General features: G+C 70.5%; 12 protein-coding genes. 7 read left to right on the top strand and 5 right to left on the bottom strand.

The annotated features are described in order from the left end of the window. The first annotated feature begins 352 nt into the window (after positions 1-352). Positions 353-706 (top strand): hypothetical protein, encoded by a 354-nt coding sequence (locus AB0436_RS23125; protein WP_366469843.1) that lies wholly within the window; start codon positions 353-355, stop codon positions 704-706. Positions 707-713: 7 nt separating this feature from the next. Here the strand turns inward: AB0436_RS23125 and AB0436_RS23120 are convergent, their stop codons facing one another. After that, positions 714-1,865 carry an NlpC/P60 family protein gene (locus tag AB0436_RS23120; protein WP_366469842.1) on the bottom strand — a complete coding sequence of 384 codons (1,152 nt, stop codon included), beginning with the start codon at positions 1,863-1,865 and terminating at the stop codon, positions 714-716. A 330-nt stretch (positions 1,866-2,195) separates the two neighbouring features. Here AB0436_RS23120 and pcrA point away from each other — a divergent pair, with 330 nt between their 5' ends. Next, positions 2,196-4,697: a DNA helicase PcrA gene (gene pcrA, locus AB0436_RS23115; RefSeq protein WP_366469841.1), complete on the top strand. Its 2,502-nt coding sequence runs from the start codon at positions 2,196-2,198 to the stop codon at positions 4,695-4,697. Between the two features lie 11 nt (positions 4,698-4,708). Here the strand turns inward: pcrA and AB0436_RS23110 are convergent, their stop codons facing one another. Beyond that, the gene (locus AB0436_RS23110; RefSeq protein ID WP_366469840.1) at positions 4,709-6,208 is read right to left on the bottom strand and encodes a M23 family metallopeptidase; all 1,500 of its coding nucleotides are present in this window, start codon (positions 6,206-6,208) and stop codon (positions 4,709-4,711) included. Positions 6,209-6,478: 270 nt separating this feature from the next. Continuing rightward, positions 6,479-7,390, bottom strand: coding sequence for an alpha/beta fold hydrolase (locus tag AB0436_RS23105; RefSeq protein ID WP_366469839.1), 912 nt, complete (start codon positions 7,388-7,390; stop codon positions 6,479-6,481). A 279-nt stretch (positions 7,391-7,669) separates the two neighbouring features. Here AB0436_RS23105 and AB0436_RS23100 point away from each other — a divergent pair, with 279 nt between their 5' ends. Then, a complete protein-coding gene (locus tag AB0436_RS23100; protein WP_366469838.1) occupies positions 7,670-8,083 on the top strand; it encodes a cobalamin B12-binding domain-containing protein in 414 nt (137 codons plus the stop codon). Positions 8,084-8,173: 90 nt separating this feature from the next. Here the strand turns inward: AB0436_RS23100 and AB0436_RS23095 are convergent, their stop codons facing one another. After that, positions 8,174-9,727, bottom strand: a complete 1,554-nt coding sequence (locus AB0436_RS23095; protein WP_366469837.1) for a DUF5691 domain-containing protein — start codon at positions 9,725-9,727, stop codon at positions 8,174-8,176. A gap of 76 nt (positions 9,728-9,803) precedes the next feature. Further along, positions 9,804-11,219: an SWIM zinc finger family protein gene (locus tag AB0436_RS23090; protein WP_366469836.1), complete on the bottom strand. Its 1,416-nt coding sequence runs from the start codon at positions 11,217-11,219 to the stop codon at positions 9,804-9,806. 118 nt (positions 11,220-11,337) lie between these two features. Here AB0436_RS23090 and AB0436_RS23085 point away from each other — a divergent pair, with 118 nt between their 5' ends. The 4 genes from AB0436_RS23085 (at position 11,338) to sucC (ending at position 17,517) form a co-directional block, all read left to right on the top strand. Beyond that, positions 11,338-12,441 carry an AAA family ATPase gene (locus tag AB0436_RS23085; RefSeq protein ID WP_366469835.1) on the top strand — a complete coding sequence of 368 codons (1,104 nt, stop codon included), beginning with the start codon at positions 11,338-11,340 and terminating at the stop codon, positions 12,439-12,441. After that, positions 12,438-14,840: a DUF5682 family protein gene (locus tag AB0436_RS23080; protein WP_366469834.1), complete on the top strand. Its 2,403-nt coding sequence runs from the start codon at positions 12,438-12,440 to the stop codon at positions 14,838-14,840. The genes AB0436_RS23085 and AB0436_RS23080 overlap by 4 nt, the downstream gene beginning before the upstream one ends. Next, entirely contained in the window at positions 14,840-16,039 is a 1,200-nt protein-coding gene (locus AB0436_RS23075) for a VWA domain-containing protein (protein ID WP_366469833.1), read from the top strand. Before AB0436_RS23080 ends, AB0436_RS23075 begins: the two co-directional genes overlap by 1 nt. 302 nt (positions 16,040-16,341) lie before the next feature. After that, a complete protein-coding gene (sucC, locus tag AB0436_RS23070; protein ID WP_366469832.1) occupies positions 16,342-17,517 on the top strand; it encodes an ADP-forming succinate--CoA ligase subunit beta in 1,176 nt (391 codons plus the stop codon). Positions 17,518-17,539: the final 22 nt, after the last annotated feature.

Genomic DNA, 17,539 nt, shown 5'->3' with positions numbered 1-17,539 from the left:
GGGCGTTCACGTCCTTCCGTACGTCCTTGCCGCATCCACCCGTGTTCGCCCCGGGCGAGCCGGTGAGCCGGCGGACGGATACGTGCCCGGCGGCGGTCCGCACAGGGGGAACGGGCCGCCGCCGGATCTCTCGGCGGTGGTGACCGACGGCCGTCCGATTCCGGACGACGGTGGGGAGCCGGTCACCTGATCAAGAACGTTAAACCCGGGGTTATGGGAACGAGACGTCATGAAAGGTACTGGTCGCATCTGGCCGACCGTGACCGTCAAGGATCATTGGATCTTCGGTGCGCTCGTTGATTGCGTGCCCCTCTGACCGAAGCCGGTGGCGGGGTGGCTAAGGTCGAATTTCATGAACGAACTGATCCATGCCGTTGTCGGCCTGCACATCATCGGCATCGGGGCACTGCTCGGCGGCTTTCTGACCCAGCTCGGCCCGATGCGCTCGGGCACCGCCCGCTTCGGGCAGCCGATGCTGTACGGCGCACTGACGATGCTGGTCACCGGGGTCGCGCTGATCGGCCTCAGCCAGGCCGACGGCTACACCATCAACACCGTCAAGTACGGGATCAAGGCTGCGGTACTGGTGGTGATCCTGGGACTCGTCTACGTGAAGCGTGACGACGACCGGATCGACAAGCGCGTCTTCGGGGCGGTCGGCGGTCTGACCGTCGTCAACATCTTCATCGCACTGCTCTGGACCTGAGCGAGCACTAGCCCGGCCGCACGCTGCCGTGGATCGGCATGTAGTAGATCGACTCCTCACGCACGGACGCACCCGGCTTCGGGGCGTGGATCATCATGCCGTTGCCGATGTACATCCCGACATGGCTGATGTCGTCGTAGAAGAAGACCAGGTCACCGGGGCGCAGATCCTGCGTGGCGACCCGGGTGCCGACCTTCACCTGGTCCCAGGTGGTCCGCGGCAGATCGACGCCGGCCGCCTTCCACGCGGCCTGGGTGAGCCCCGAGCAGTCGTAGGAACTGGGCCCGGTGGCGCCCCAGACGTACGGCTTGCCGATCTGGGCGCGGGCGAAGGCGAGGGCCCGGGCGGCCTTGCCGGAGGACGTGCTGCTGCCGGCACCGGTACCGGTGCTTGGTCCGGTACTGCTGCCGCTCTTCGCCGCCGCCTTCTCGGCGGCCTTGCGCTTCTGCTCCGCCGCGGCCTGCTCCTGCGCCAGCTTCGCCGCCCTGCGCCTGGCCTCGGCCTGCTTCTTCTTCTCCAGCGCCGCCAGTCGCGCCTTCTCCTCGGCGGTCATCCTGGACAGCAGCCGACGCGCCTCGGCGAGCTTCGACTGCACGGTCTCCTTGCTCGACCTGAGCGAGGCCTGCTTTCCGGTCAGCGCCGCCAGACCGCGCGCGGCCTCGCCGCGCTTCTCCGCCGCTGCCTTCTGCTGCACCCGGTAGTCCGCGACCGCCTTGCCCTCCCGGCCGGTCAGCGTGGCCATCAGGTGGTTCTGGTCGAAGTACGACTGCGGGTCGTCGGCCAGCAGCAGCGTGGCGGTGGAGGAGAGGGTGCCTTCGCGGTACTGCGCGGCGGCGTAGTTGCCGAGCGTCCGGCGGGACTCGTTCAGCTTTTCGGTGCGCGCGGCCACCTGATCGAGCAGACCGCCGACCTTCTTGCGCTGGGTCGTCGTGTCCTCTTTCGACTTGTTGTACCTCTCGGTGGCCGACCCGGCTTCCCGGTACAGGTCGTCGACCTTCTTCTGCACCTCTTCGATGCTCGGCTTCGGCTTGGCGGCGGGAGCCGGGGCGGCGCCGGCGCTCTGGGCGAGCAGCGAGACCGAGGCGAGCGCGGCCGTGGTGATGCCGAGGGCGGGGACCGTACTGTGCGAGCGGTTGCGCGGTTTTCGGTGCGATGCCAAGTCGGGCATTCCTTCCGTGAACCGCCTACCGGGTTAGCGGCGGGGGTACCGCCCAGGCCGTGCGACATACGTCATATCCGGTACGTGACGCGGTTCACGGCAGAGCGGACTCGGCGCGGGCCGCTCGCTTCGGCGTGGTTCGCCGACGGGTACGGGCGGTCCTGAGCGAGCAAGATAGCCAACTCCTGTGACGGCTGGGAAGGCTGATGTTCGATATGCCCGATACATTTTCGTGACCTGGGCCCGGCCCCGGAGAGGTTCGGCTCCGGAGGTTCGGCTCCGGAGATACGGCTCCGGGCTGTCGGTGGGTCGGCCTAGACTCGGTAGACGATGAGCAGCCTCTTTGACGACAGTTTCCTGGCGAACCTCCAGCCCTCGGAGGAAGAGCCCCCGCCGCCCGCCGAGGACCCCGCCGGCGGGCCCGGGGACCGGGAAGAGGTCCCGCACGACCTTTTCGGCGGCGCGTTCGACGGGCCCCCGCCCCAGCGGGACGCGTACTACCGGAATGGTGCCCCGCGCCCGGCCGTGGACCCCGCCGCGCTGCTCGAGGGGCTGAACGCCGAGCAGCGCGCCGCCGTCGTGCACGCGGGTTCCCCGCTGCTCATCGTGGCCGGAGCCGGTTCCGGCAAGACCAGGGTGCTGACCCACCGGATCGGGCATCTGCTGGGCTCGCGCGGGGTGCACCCCGGGCAGATCCTGGCGATCACCTTCACCAACAAGGCCGCGGGCGAGATGAAGGAGCGGGTGGCCGAGCTCGTCGGTCCGCGCGCCCAGGCCATGTGGGTCATGACCTTCCACAGCGCGTGCGTCCGCATCCTGCGCCGCGAGTCCAAGAAGCTCGGCTTCACCTCGTCGTTCTCGATCTACGACGCGGCCGACTCGAAGCGGCTGATGGCCCTGGTCTGCCGTGACCTGGACCTCGACCCGAAGCGTTACCCGCCGAAGTCCTTCAGCGCCAAGATCTCGAACCTGAAGAACGAGCTGATCGACGAGGAGACCTTCGCCGGGCAGGCCGCTGGGGGCACCTCCCAGACGGAGTCCGGGGGAGGTTTCGAGAAGACCCTCGCCGAGGCGTACGCGCTGTACCAGGCGCGGCTGCGCGAGGCCAACGCCCTGGACTTCGACGACATCATCATGACCACCGTGCACCTGCTCCAGGCGTTCCCGGACGTCGCCGAGCACTACCGGATGCGCTTCCGGCACGTCCTGGTGGACGAGTACCAGGACACCAACCACGCCCAGTACACGCTCGTCCGCGAACTGGTCGGCCCGTCCGGGGAGGACAAGGCTCCCGGAGAGCTCTGCGTGGTCGGTGACGCGGACCAGTCGATCTATGCGTTCCGCGGCGCCACCATCCGTAACATCCTCCAGTTCGAGGAGGACTATCCGGACGCCACGACCATCCTGCTGGAGCAGAACTACCGCTCCTCCCAGACGATCCTCTCCGCCGCCAACGCCGTGATCGAGCGCAACGAGAACCGCCGCGCCAAGAACCTCTGGACGGAGGCGGGCGAGGGCGCGAAGATCATCGGCTATGTCGCGGACACCGAACACGACGAGGCGCAGTTCGTCGCCGATGAGATCGACCGGCTGACCGACGCGGGCGACGCGAAGGCGGGCGACGTCGCCGTCTTCTACCGTACGAACGCCCAATCCCGTGTCTTCGAGGAGATCTTCATCAGGGTCGGGCTGCCGTACAAGGTCGTCGGCGGTGTCCGGTTCTACGAGCGCAAGGAGGTCCGCGACGTGCTGGCCTACCTACGGGTGCTGGCCAACCCTGAAGACACCGTTCCGCTGCGCCGGATTCTGAACGTGCCCAAGCGCGGCATCGGCGACCGGGCCGAGGCGATGATCGACGCGCTCTCGCAGCGCGAGCGGATCAGCTTCCCGCAGGCGCTGCGGCGGGTCGACGAGGCGTACGGCATGGCGGCCCGCTCGTCGAACGCCGTCAAACGCTTCAACGTGCTGATGGAGGAGTTGCGTACCGTCGTCGAGTCGGGGGCCGGACCTGCGGTGGTGCTGGAGGCGGTCCTCGAACGGACCGGTTACCTCGCCGAGTTGCAGGCGTCCACCGACCCGCAGGACGAGACCCGGATCGAGAACCTGCAGGAACTCGCCGCGGTGGCACTGGAGTTCGAGCAGGAGCGCGGCGAGGAGGAGGGCGCGGGCACGCTGGCGGAATTCCTGGAGAAGGTCGCCCTGGTCGCCGACTCGGACCAGATCCCCGACGAGGACGAGGACGGCTCCGGCGTCATAACGCTGATGACGCTGCACACCGCGAAGGGCCTGGAATTCCCGGTGGTGTTCCTGACCGGTATGGAGGACGGCGTCTTCCCGCACATGCGCGCGCTGGGGCAGGTGAAGGAGCTCGAGGAGGAGCGGCGGCTGGCGTACGTCGGGATCACCCGCGCCCGTGAGCGCCTGTATCTGACGCGCTCGACGCTGCGCAGCGCCTGGGGCCAGCCCTCGTACAACCCGGCCTCGCGGTTCCTGGAGGAGATCCCCGCGCACCACCTGGAGTGGAAGCGCACCGGAGCGATGGCGGCGCCGGCGGGCCCGACGTCCGGGGTCACTTCCTCGCTGACCTCGTCGCTGTCGTCCTCGCGGTCGCGCTCCGGTTCGGGCGGCGCCACGGGCTTCGCGACGCGGCGGGCCGGCGACAAGCCGGTGATCACGCTGCAGGTGGGGGACCGGGTCACGCACGACCAGTTCGGCCTGGGCACCGTGATGCAGGTGACCGGGTCGGGTGCGGACGCCCAGGTGACGGTGGACTTCGGCGACGAGCGGCCGAAGAAACTGCTGCTGCGGTACGCACCGGTCGAGAAGCTGTAGCGGGGCTTCGCTTACGTCGGGTCGAGGCCGTGGCTGCGCAGCCACGGCAGCGGGTCGACGGCTGCACCGCCGTGCGGATGCACCTCGAAGTGCATATGCGGTCCGGTGGAGTTACCGGAGTTCCCCGAGTAGGCGATGACGTCACCGGCCTTGACGGTGCCGGAACGGATCTTGGTGCTGCTGAGGTGGCAGTACCAGGTCACGGTGCCGTCGGGCGCTGTCACCATCGCCATGTTGCCGTAGGCGCTGTTCCACTTGGTCCGGACCGTGCCGTCGGTCGCCGCCATGACCGGGGTCCCGTACGAGACGGGGAAGTCGATACCGGTGTGCACCGACATCCAGTTGACCCCCGCCTGGCCGAAGTAGGCGCTGAGGCCCTTCTGTTTCACCGGCAGCAGGAACTTCGGCCGCGCGGCTTCCTTGCGTGCGGCCTCCTCCGCGGCCTTCTTCTTGGCGTCGGCCTGCCGCTGTTTGAGATCGATGCGCTCCTGCGTGCGGCTGGCGCGGCCGGCGAAATCGTCGGCCTCATGGCTGAGGTTGGCGAGCTGGGTGTCCAACTTGCTGTTGACGGCGACCGGCTTGACGGACGAGGGATCGGCCGCGGCGCGGGTCGTGGCGCCGCTGTCGTCCCCGCTGAAGCCGCCGACGGTCGCGGCGGCGACCCCGGCCACGCCCATCACGCACACCGAGGGGACGGCGACGGTGAGCAGCGCGGAGCGCTTCGCGGGGGTGCGGCGGCGGCCGCGACCGCCGGAGGCGCGGCGGGCGGCGGGCGCGCGGCTCAGCTCGTAGGGGGCGTGGCCCGAGCTCTCCGCCTGCTCCGTGCGGTCCGCGCTGTCGTCGGCGCTCTCCGGGGCCTCCGGGGCGTCCGCGGGGTTGGCGGTGTCGGCGGTTTCCGCGAGGTCCGGGACGTCGGCGATGTCCGCGACGTCGATGGCGCTGAACTGGCTTGTGCCGTAGGCGGTCGGGTCATCGAGGTAGGCGCCCGTGTCGTAGCTGCCGGTGCTTCCGTACGCGTCGGTGCCGTACGTGTCGGTGCCGTACGTGATCCCCGTGCCGTAGTCCTGAGCCGGCCACTGCGTGGTGGCCTGGGCGGCCGTCTCGAACTGGCCCGTGCCGTTCCAGGCGTTGGCGTCCCACTGGCCGGTCGTGTCGTAGTCGGCGGTCGCCGTCCCGTGGGCCGGCGTCTCGTGGGCCGGCGTCGGGAAGGACCACTGGCCGGTGGTGTTGTAGGTGTCCCCGCCGCCTTGCTGGACCTGCTGGGCAGCCGCATGGGCCGCGTCGTAACCGGCCGTCTGTTGCGCCCCGGTGTCCCACTGAGTGGTGTCGTACTGCCCGCTGGGATGTGCCGGGTGCCCTGCCTCGTAATGGCCGGGTAGGTCGCCGAAGAGCGGGTCGGCCGCATACGTGCCGGTGGAGTAACTGCTGCCGGGGTAGCCGCCGGTGGGGTAACCGTGGGTGGGGAGGGAGTCGCTTTCCCCATACCCGGCGTGGGTTTGCTGGTCGTTCACCAACGTCTCTCTCGCCTCGGCAGCAGGGCCTGCCCTGGGGCACCCCCCGGTCCAGAGCAGTGGCGCGACTGTACCCGGCAGTACGCGGCGGCGACAATCTTCGGCGGCCATCGGTGGCTCGCGAAAGGGTCATTCGGCCGTCTTTCGGGGGACTATGGGCGCACCTTTGGTACGGCGTTCGGAGAGCGTTCGAGCTGCCGACCCGCTTCCGGGGCTCCTTTCGAGCCACGGACGAGTCACCGGGGCGAGCCAACGGTACGAGGCCCTCCCTCAGGCCACCGACGCCGCGCCCTCGAGGCCGGTGGTCTCCTGAGCGTCCAGGGCCTGCCGGATACCGGCCGCGACGGCGGGATGAACCGGCAGGGCGAGGTGGCCGATGCCGGTGACCCGGACGTTGGTCGCGATCAGATCCGGGTGGTCGATGCAGGCCGCTTCGACCGGTGCCATCAGATGGTCGAGATCGCTCCAGAAGCTCACGAACCGGGTGCGGCAGCCCACCGCCGGACTGCGCAGCTCCTCGATCAGGTCGGAGTGCGGGAGCATCTGGCGCATCAGGGGATGGGCACTCAGCAACTGGGCCATTTGGGTGCCCGCATGCGGGGTGCCCAGGGTGACCAGGGTCCGCACTCGGACGTCGCCGCCCAGGCGCTGCACGTAGTAGCGGGCGATCAGTCCGCCCAGACTGTGGCCGACGATGTCCACCTGGTGGTGTCCGGTGCGGGCGCAGATCTCCTCGATGTGGCGTCCCAGCAACTCGGCGGCGGCCCGGACGTCGCAGGTCAGCAGCGAGTAATTGAGTGACTCCGCATGGGGGCGGCCGTGCCGGGACAGTGAGCGGCGCAGCAGCAGGAAAACGGAGCGGTTGTCGATGAAGCCGTGCAGCAGGATGACGGGCGGCTGATCACTCACCGCAGCCGCCTCGGCCCCCTGGGCAGCAGCCGGCGTGGAGTCGGGGGTCTCGCTCACGGGCGGGAGGGTCCTGCGCTCGGCCGAGATGCCGGACGGGTAGAGCAACAGATGGCCGGCGAGAATCGCCAGGTCGAGCGCGGTGGCTCGCAGCAGCACCGAAGAGAGGCGCAGGTGCCGAATCAGGCCCCGCGGGCTGAGCAGGGTTCGCGGGCCGGGCAGGAGCTGCGGGCTGAGCAAGGACCGCGGGCAGAGGACGAAGGGCAGGACCTTCATTGGCCGACCTCCTGAACGGCATACGGAGGGTGACGCGGTGGAATCCGTATGCACTCATGGGGTCGCCGGGGAGAGACCGGCCGGTGGGCCGTAGACCGCCTCTCGACTGCGACTCCCGCTTGCACCGGCCCCGAATGCGGCCCATTTGTCTGCCGAAAGGGGGGTACGGCGCGTAACGAATACGTCCCATGTGTGATTTCCCCCTCTCCGGCCACCGCGAAACCGCTGGTTGCGGGATGCTGTGGATAACGTTCGTTCACATCGTGCATGGAGGCAGTGATGGGTGTCGTCGGTCCGATCCGCGTAGTGGTCGCCAAGCCGGGACTCGACGGGCACGATCGCGGCGCGAAGGTAATCGCCCGTGCGCTGCGGGATGCGGGTATGGAGGTCATCTACACCGGCCTCCACCAGACACCCGAGCAGATCGTGGACACCGCGATCCAGGAGGATGCCGACGCCATCGGGCTCTCCATCCTCTCCGGCGCCCACAACACGCTGTTCGCGAAGGTCCTCGAGCTGCTCCGGGAACGCGAGGCGGCGGACATCAAGGTCTTCGGCGGCGGCATCATCCCGGAGGCGGACATCGCACCGCTGAAGGAGCAGGGCGTGGCGGAGATCTTCACGCCCGGCGCGACGACGGCCTCCATCGTGGACTGGGTCCACGCGAATGTCCGCCAGCCGGCCGAGGCGTAGGAAACCGGGCTGCGGGACCTCAGGGGCCCTCCATGGGAGGATCCGCCGTGTGGGAGCTCCCCACGCGGCGGCTGAACCCCGCGCAGCGGGTCACGTCCTCGCCAGCTCCGCCCACATCGCGGCCCGCAGCCGCAACGTGGCCACCAGCCGCTGAAAGGCCTCCGACCAGTAGCCCCCGGCCCCTGGCGACGCCCCCTCCAGCTCGGCGGGTATCGCGGTGAGGGCCTCCAGCCGACGCGCCTCCGCCGGGTCCAGGCAGCGCTCGGCCAGACCCATGACACCGCTGAAGCTCCACGGGTAGCTGCCCGCGTCCCGGGCGATCTCCAGGGCCTCGACCACCGCCCGGCCCAGCGGCTCGGCCCAGGGGACCGCGCAGACGGACAGCAGCTGGAACGCCTCGGACAGGCCGTGTCCCGCGATGAACCCGGCGACCCGGTCGGCTCGCTCGCCGTCCGGCAGCGTGGCCAGCAACTTGGCGCGTTCGGCCGGCGACGCCGTACCGGGCCCGGCCAGCAGCGCACGGGACCACTCGGCGTCGCCCTGCCGCACCGCGGCCCGGCACCATGCGGCGTGCAGTTCCTCGTCCCATCCGTCGGTCACCATCAGACCGACGATCTGCTGCGGTGTACGGCCACCGAGCACCCCGGGCCAAACGGTGAGGGGCGCCGCCTCCACCAGCTGGCCGAGCCACCAGGACCGCTCGCCGCGGCCTGCCGGAGGTACCGGGACCACACCGTCGCGCTGCATCGCCGCGTCGCATTCGTGCGGCGCCTCGACCGCTATGCGGGCATGGTCGTCGGTCCGGTCGAGGCTGACGCAGGTCACCGCACGGCTCGCCATCCGCCCGGCCAGGGCGGACCGGGGGAGCGCGGAAAGCAGCTCGGCCGCCGTGCTGCGGACGTTCCGGCTGCGGTCGGACAGGGCCTGTTCCAGGAAGGGTTCGTCCGCTGCGGTGAGCCCGGTGCGCAGGGAGTCCAGGAACATCAGCCGGTCCTCGGCCCGCTCCGTCGTCCAGGTGGTGCCGAGCAGTTCGAGCCCGGCCGCGGGGGCGTCGGCCCGTACCGCGGCGAGCAGCGCGACTCGCTCGGCGAACAGGCCCTCCTCCCACAGACGCCGGACGGCTCCTGCGTCGTCCGGTGACGGCAGCACGGCTGCGCCGGACGTACCGCGCAGCGCGTACTTCCACTCCGGGTTGAGCCGGGCCAGCCACAGTCCACGCGGTCCGACGAAGGCCAGGGCCTGAGGCCGCAGATCCGTCCGGGCCCGCGCCGCGTCCAGCAGCGCGTCGATGAGCGAGGCCGGTGCCCGGTAGCCGAAGTGGGCTGCCGCGGTCAGCCAGGCGGGCAGCAGCTCGGTCAGATCGGGGGCAGCGCCGCGTCGGCCGCCGGAGTTCGAGGTTCCGGCCCGGTCGGCGAGCAGCTGGGCGAGTCTGTGCCGGGCGGGCGCCGGCGGCTCCGGCCGTGGATCGGGCGGCGCCGGGACCGGCCGAGCCGCGGCGGGCGCGGGGCGCAGACCGGCCCTTCGCCGCACGGTGTGCACGGCGGCGAGGTCCAGCAGCGCCGGGGCGCCGGCCGGCGATGGGCGGCGATCGGTGCCGAGCAGAGCCGCGGTGACGAGCTCTTCCCAGGTGGCGGTGCTGGTCATCGGTTCCCTCCATGGATGGTGCGGATCGGCGGATGGTGCGGGTCGGCGGATGGTGCGGGTAGGCGGATGGTTCCGCTCAACGGTGCAGTGGTACGGCTTCGGAACTGCCGGGCCGCCAGGCCGTGAGCGGGGTGAAGCCGCGGTGGCCGCACTCCCCGAAGACGGTGACCGGCTCTCCGCCGGAGAGCGCGGTGAGCCTCCACAGCCCGGACCGCGACGGTGCATCCGGCGCTACCGGCAGGGCGGACTGTCCTTCGGCGTCGAGCAGTTGCCAGCCGACGCCGTCGCCTGCGTCGGGAATCGGTATGACGGAGCCAAGGGTCACCGGTCGGTCGGTGAGCCAGGGATCGTCGCTCAGCGCCCGACCGTAGGCGGCGAGTGCGCCGCCGACCGTCGTCCCCGACGGCGGGCGTCCCGACTGCGCGGGGATGTCGAACCGCTCGCCGAGCGCGGCCCGCAGTTGACCCGCGCCCGGGTACGCGGTGAGCTCGGCGTCCAGCGTCAGCCCCGTCGGCAGGGCGATTCCCGGTGCCCGCCCCGCTGCCCCGAAGTCCAGCAGTTGGGCCGTCCGGCCGGTCCGGCGGCCGTACAGCCAGATGCGTCGCGTGGTGAGCTTGCCGTCGAAGGTGTCGTACTGCGACAGCACCAGCCAGTGGTCGCGGATGGCCGGGCCGGCGGGCGCGGTGGGAAGGCCGACGCGTGCCCGGACCGTCGCTGCCAGCGGCTCGGGCAGCAGTTCGCGTTCCAGCCAGGCCCGGTCGAGCAGATGCAGCAGGGCGCATTCCTCGAGCAGCCGCACCGGCCAGCCGGACCCCGAGGCCGGTATCGCCCCCAACTCCCGCACTCGGCCGGCCAGTCCGGGAGCCTGCGCGTCGATCATCCGGGCCGCGGTCTCCTCCCACAGGCCGTACCCCGCCTGCTCGGCCGTCGAGAGACCGCCCCGCAGCAGATCCGCCAGCCGCTGCTCCAGCTCGGTCGCCCCCGCGGTGACCCGCTCGGCCCTGCGCTCCGCCCTGCGCCTGGCCGCCTCCGGATCAACCGTCCTGGCCGCCACGGGGCCGGACCCACCGCCCGGCTCCGGCGTCCGCTGCGGCTGCCGTGCTCCCTGCTGCTGCCGTGTGCGGAGCCACTCGCCGGCCCACTCCGGCGGTGTCTCCGTCTCCCGCACCTCGTGCACTTCTGCCGCCCAGAGCAACAAAAGTCCCAGTGCGTGCTTGCAGGGGAACTTCCGGCTGGGACAACTGCACCGGTACGCCACGCCCGCCGTGTCCACGACGGTCCGGTACGGCTTGCTGCCGCTACCCCCGCACAGTCCCCAAACGGCTCCCGAGCCGCCTCCGCACCCCGTTTCCGACCACGGCCCTGATGACCCGAGCCTGCTTCCCGCCTTACGTGAGGCCGCGTCAGGAGCCAGTGCCAGCACCTGATCCACGGTCCAGCGCACCCCCTGTCCCCGGGGGGCCGGGTGTTGTTCCCCGCTGTTTCGCAGCATGTTCCTCAAGCTAGGCGCCGCCACTGACAATCGACCCTGACCTGCGGAAACAGTCGATTGTCAGTGGCATGGTGCACGGTGGGAAGCACATCGGGTCGAATGATCTGGAGGGGGATCCATGACCGCGTCCGACACCACCCCAGCAGAGGTTCTGCGGCCGCACGCCGAAGACGCGTTCGCCCACGAACTGTCGGCACTCGCCGCCGCCGACGACCGGCCGCGTCCCGAGCGTTGGCGGCTCTCGCCGTGGGCCGTGGCCACCTATCTGCAGGGCGGTACGCTGCCCGACGGCACCGTGATCACTCCCAAGTACGTCGGGCCGCGCCGCATCATCGAGGTCGCTGTCACCACGCTCGCCACCGATCGCGCGCTGCTCCTGCTCGGTGTCCCGGGCACCGCCAAGACCTGGGTCTCCGAACACCTGGCGGCGGCCGTCAGCGGTGACTCCACGCTGCTCGTCCAGGGCACCGCGGGCACGCCGGAGGAAGCGATCAGATACGGTTGGAACTACGCCGCGCTGCTGGCCCACGGCCCGAGCCGGGACGCCCTGGTGCCCAGCCCGGTGATGCGGGCGATGGCGCAGGGCATGACCGCCCGGGTCGAGGAGCTGACCCGGGTCCCCGCCGACGTGCAGGACACGCTGATCACGATCCTGTCGGAGAAGACGCTGCCCATTCCGGAGTTGGGCCAGGAGACACAGGCCGTCCGCGGATTCAATCTGATCGCCACGGCCAACGACCGAGACCGCGGGGTCAACGAACTCTCCAGCGCGCTGCGCCGCCGCTTCAACACGGTGGTCCTGCCGCTGCCCGCATCGGCCGACGCAGAGGTCGACATCGTCTCCCGGCGGGTCGACCAGATAGGTCGCTCCCTCGAACTGCCCGCCGCACCCGAGGGCATGGACGAGATCCGCCGGGTGGTCACCGTCTTCCGCGAACTGCGGGGCGGGGTGACAGCCGACGGGCGCACCAAGGTCAAGTCGCCGTCGGGGACACTCTCCACGGCAGAGGCGATCTCCGTCGTCACCAACGGCCTGGCGCTCGCCGCGCACTTCGGGGACGGCGTGCTGCGGCCGGCCGATGTCGCCGCGGGGCTGCTGGGCGCGGTCGTCCGTGAACCGGCGGCCGACCGGGTGATCTGGCAGGAGTATCTGGAGACGGTGGTCCGCGAGCGGGAGGGCTGGAAGGACTTCTATCGCGCCTGCCGGGAGGTCTCGGTATGACGGCATCCTCGACGCCTCACGCGTTCGCCACCCCGTTGCTCCTCGGGGTGCGCCATCACGGACCGGGCTCCGCCCGTGCGGTGCGGGCCGCGCTGGAGGCCGCCACCCCCAGCGCCGTTCTGATCGAAGGGCCGCCCGAAGGCGACGCGTTGCTGTCGCTCGCCGCCGATCCCGACATGCGTCCGCCGGTCGCGCTGCTGGCCCACGTCATGGACGACCCGGGCAGAGCCGCGTTCTGGCCGCTCGCCGACTTCTCACCGGAATGGGTGGCGATCCGCTGGGCCCAGCAGCACCAGGTGCCGGTTCGCTTCATCGACCTGCCGGCAGCCCACTTGCTGGCGATGGGGGAGGAGGAGACTGCTGCGAGTGAAGAGAGGGAGGACGGTCCCGGAGCAGACGTGGGACCAAGCGCGCGATCCGATCCGGAATCCCGTCCGGGACCCGGTGCGGTAAGGATCGATCCCATCGGGGTGCTCGCCGAGACCGCCGGTTACGACGACGCCGAGCGCTGGTGGGAGGACGTCGTCGAGCACCGGATCTCCGGGTCCGCAGACGCCTTGGCGCCGTTCACCGCGCTCGCCGAGGCCATGGGCGTGCTGCGGAACACGTTCGGCGACGGCGGCTTTCCGCACGATGCGGCGCGCGAGGCCAGCATGCGCATCCAATTGCGCACCGCCCAGAAGGATTTCGGACCGGCGGTGGCCGTGGTCTGCGGCGCCTGGCACGTGCCCGCACTTGCCGCGAAGACCACTCTCGCCGCTGACCGCGCCCTGCTCAAGGGGCTGCCCAAGGTCAGGACCGAGATGACCTGGGTGCCCTGGACCCATCGCAGACTCGGCCGCCGCAGTGGTTACGGCGCGGGCATCGAATCGCCCGGCTGGTACGGGCATCTGTTCAGCGCCGCGGACCGCCCCGTCGAGCGCTGGATGACCAAGGTCGCCCAACTGCTGCGGGGCGAGGACCGGCTGATCTCCTCGGCCCACGTCATCGAGGCGGTGCGGCTGGCCGGGACGCTCGCCGCCATGCGGGGGAGGCCGCTGCCCGGACTGACCGAGACGACCGACGCGATCCGGGCGGTGATGTGCGAAGGCTCTGACCTACCGCTCGCCCTGATACACGACCGGCTCGTCGTCGGCGATGTGCTCGGTGAGGTCCCGGACACCTCGCCGGCCGTACCGCTCCAGCGTGACCTGACGCGGGCTCAGCGGTCCCTGCGGCTCAAACCGGAAGCGATCGACCGGGAGCTCGATCTCGATCTGCGGAAAGAGATCGACGCGGCACGCTCCCGGATGCTGCACCGGCTGCGGCTGCTCGGGGTGCACTGGGGCGAGCCTGCCGCAGGCCGGGGGAGCACCGGCACCTTCCGGGAGAGTTGGCGGTTGCGCTGGGAGCCGGAGCTCGCGGTGCGGGTCGCGGAGGCGGGAGTATGGGGAACCACCGTGTTGTCCGCGGCCACCGCCAAAGCCGAGGCACAGGCCATATCGGCGCCCGCGCTCTCGGCGATCACCGCGCTGGCCGAGGAGTGTCTGCTCGCCGAACTGCCGGACGCCCTCCCGGTGGTGATGCGAGCGCTCGCCGACCGTGCCGCGCTGGACACCGACGTCGGACACCTCGCCCAGGCGCTGCCCGCGCTGGCCCGCTCGCTGCGCTACGGAGACGTGCGGTCCACGGACAGCGCCTCGCTGGACGAGGTGGCGGTCGGCCTGGCCGAGCGCATCTGCGTCGGATTGCCACCGGCCTGCACCGGCCTGGACACCGATGGCGCACAGCAGATGCGCACTCACCTGGACGCGGTGCACACCGCCATAGGGCTGCTTCCGGACGGCACCGGCGAACTCCGCGACCGCTGGGCCGATGTGCTGGGCCGACTGGCCCGGCATGACTCGGTTGCCGGGGTGATACGCGGGCGGGCGGCCCGCCTGCTGCTCGACGACGGCCGACTGGCGCAGGACGCGGCGGCGCTGCTGATGGCTCTCGCCCTGTCACCGAGTGCGCCGCCCGCCGATGCGGCCGCTTGGATCGAGGGCTTCGTCGGCGGAGCCTCCGGCGGAGGAATGCTGCTGGTCCACGACGAGCGGCTGCTCGGTCTGATCGACGGCTGGCTGATCGCCGTACCGGCGGATGCGTTCACCGACGTGCTGCCCCTGCTGCGCCGCACCTTCTCGGCGTACCAACCAGGGGTCCGCCGCACCCTCGGTGAGCTGGTCGGGCGCGGTCCGGCCGACGGCAGACCGGGCCGGGCCGCCGCGCTGGAGACCTCAGCGCCCGGCTTCGGCGCCGGGCTCGACACGGAGCGCGCGGACGCGGTGCTTCCGGTACTGCGGCTGATCCTCGGCGAGGGTCATGCCACCGACGGCCATGGCACCGACGGGAACAACGACCTGGTGGGGGTGGGCTGATGAAGGCGGTGGACGAACGGCTACGACGCTGGCGGCTGGTCCTCGGCAGCGAGGCGGCGGACGGCACCGGTGTCTCACTCGGCGGCAAGGACGCCGCGATGGACAGCGCACTGGGCGCGCTCTACGGCAGCGGGCTCCCCGAGGCCGGACGCACGCCTTCCGGAAGCGGCGGCGACCGATCGGCGGGGCTCGGTGCGTCCGCGCCGTCCGTGGCGCGCTGGCTCGGGGACATCCGCAGGTACTTCCCCCGTTCGGTCGTCCAGGTGATGCAGCGCGACGCCATCGAACGGCTCGGACTGTCGGCCCTGTTGCTCGAACCGGAGATGCTCGAGGCGGTCGAGGCGGACGTACACCTGGTCGGGACCCTGCTCTCGCTCAACAAGGCGATGCCGGAGACCACCCGGGAGACCGCCCGTGCGGTGGTCCGCAAGGTGGTCGAAGACCTGGAGAAGCGACTGGCGACGCGCACCAGGGCCACGCTCACCGGGGCGCTGGACCGCTCGGTGCGGATCAACCGTCCGCGTCACCGGGACATCGACTGGGACCGGACCGTCCGCGCCAACCTGAAGAACTATCTGCCCGAGTACCGCACGGTCGTTCCGGAGCGGCTCGTCGGGTTCGGACACGCCTCGCAGTCGGTGAAGAAGGACGTGATCCTCTGCATCGACCAGTCCGGGTCGATGGCGGCCTCGGTCGTCTACGCCTCGGTGTTCGGCGCGGTGCTCGCATCGATGCGTTCCCTCGCCACCCGGCTCGTCGTCTTCGACACGGCAGTCGTCGATCTGACCGACCAGCTCGATGATCCGGTCGACGTCCTGTTCGGCACCCAGCTGGGCGGCGGTACCGACATCAACCGGGCCCTCGCGTACTGCCAGTCGCGGATCAGCCGCCCCGCAGACACCGTGGTGGTGCTGATCAGCGACCTCTACGAAGGGGGGATACGGGACGAGATGCTCAAGCGGGTCGCGGCGATGAAGGCATCGGGTGTGCAGTTCGTAGCGCTGCTCGCACTGTCCGACGAGGGGGCGCCCGCCCACGACCACGAACACGCGGCTGCCCTCGCCGCGCTGGGGGCGCCGGCCTTCGCCTGTACACCGGACCGGTTCCCGGAGGTCATGGCGGCGGCGATAGAGAAGAGACCGCTTGTGTCGTCGGTCACCCCGGGCGATGTCCCGGACACGCTCGGAGCGCACCCCTGACCCGCTCCCCGGTCGGCCCGGGAGGGGCATCACCGCAGCTCACAGGGCAGTTTCCGAGTGCAAGCGATACGCTGGTGCCGGGCGGGCGGGCTGTGACCGTAATCACCGCGCAGGTGTGATCTGCGATTTAGGGACCAAGCTCCCACGGGGATAACCTGCGAGACGGACATGCCGCGTACTCGGACACCGTGTACGCCTCCCTTGTGACAGCGGTCACGTTGCCCTTCGCGGCACGCCCACGCAGAGAACGAACCGCGATCACTACTGCGACGACGATTCAAAGCAAAGGGAGACGGACGCGCGTGGACCTGTTCGAGTACCAGGCGAGGGACCTCTTCGCCAAGCACGGTGTACCGGTGCTGGCCGGTGAAGTCATCGACACGCCTGAGGCGGCGCGCGAGGTGGCCGAGCGTCTGGGCGGCAAGGCCGTCGTCAAGGCGCAGGTCAAGGTCGGCGGCCGCGGCAAGGCCGGCGGCGTGAAGCTCGCCTCCGACCCGGCCGACGCCGTAGCGAAGGCCGACGCCATTCTGGGCATGGACATCAAGGGCCACACGGTCCAGAAGGTCATGCTCGCCCAGACCGCGGACATCGCGGAGGAGTACTACGTCTCCTTCCTGCTGGACCGCACCAACCGCACCTTCCTCGCCATGGCCTCCGTCGAGGGCGGCGTGGAGATCGAGGTCGTCGCGGAGGAGAACCCCGACGCGCTGGCGAAGATCCCGGTCGACGCCAACGACGGCTGCACGCCGGAGAAGGCCGCCGAGATCGTCGCAGCGGCGAAGTTCCCGGCCGAGATCGCCGGACAGGTCGCCGATGTCCTGCAGAAGCTGTGGACCGTCTTCATCAAGGAGGACGCCCTCCTCGTCGAGGTCAACCCGCTGATCAAGTCCGGCGACGGCAAGATCATCGCCCTTGACGGCAAGGTCTCGCTCGACGAGAACGCCGACTTCCGCCAGCCCGAGCACGAGGCTCTCGAGGACAAGGCGGCGGCCAACCCGCTCGAGGCCGCCGCCAAGGCCAAGAACCTCAACTACGTCAAGCTCGACGGTGAGGTCGGCATCATCGGCAACGGCGCGGGGCTCGTGATGAGCACCCTCGACGTGGTCGCCTACGCCGGTGAGAAGCACAACAACGTAAAGCCCGCCAACTTCCTCGACATCGGTGGCGGCGCCTCCGCAGAGGTCATGGCGAACGGCCTGGAGATCATCCTCGGCGACCCGGACGTCAAGTCCGTGTTCGTCAACGTCTTCGGTGGCATCACCGCGTGTGACGAGGTCGCCAACGGCATCGTCCAGGCGCTCGAGCTCCTCAAGTCCAAGGGCGAAGAGGTCACCAAGCCGCTGGTCGTGCGCCTCGACGGCAACAACGCGGAGCTGGGTCGCAAGATCCTGTCGGACGCCAACCACCCGCTGGTGCAGCGCGTGGACACCATGGACGGCGCCGCCGACAAGGCCGCCGAGCTCGCGGCTGCACGCTGACATCGCGCGTCTTCGACACGAC

The sequence above is a fragment of the Streptomyces sp. NPDC051322 genome (genome assembly GCF_040689485.1).
Classification (GTDB): Bacteria; Actinomycetota; Actinomycetes; order Streptomycetales; family Streptomycetaceae; genus Streptomyces.
This window is presented reverse-complemented; position numbering and strand designations above follow the sequence as displayed.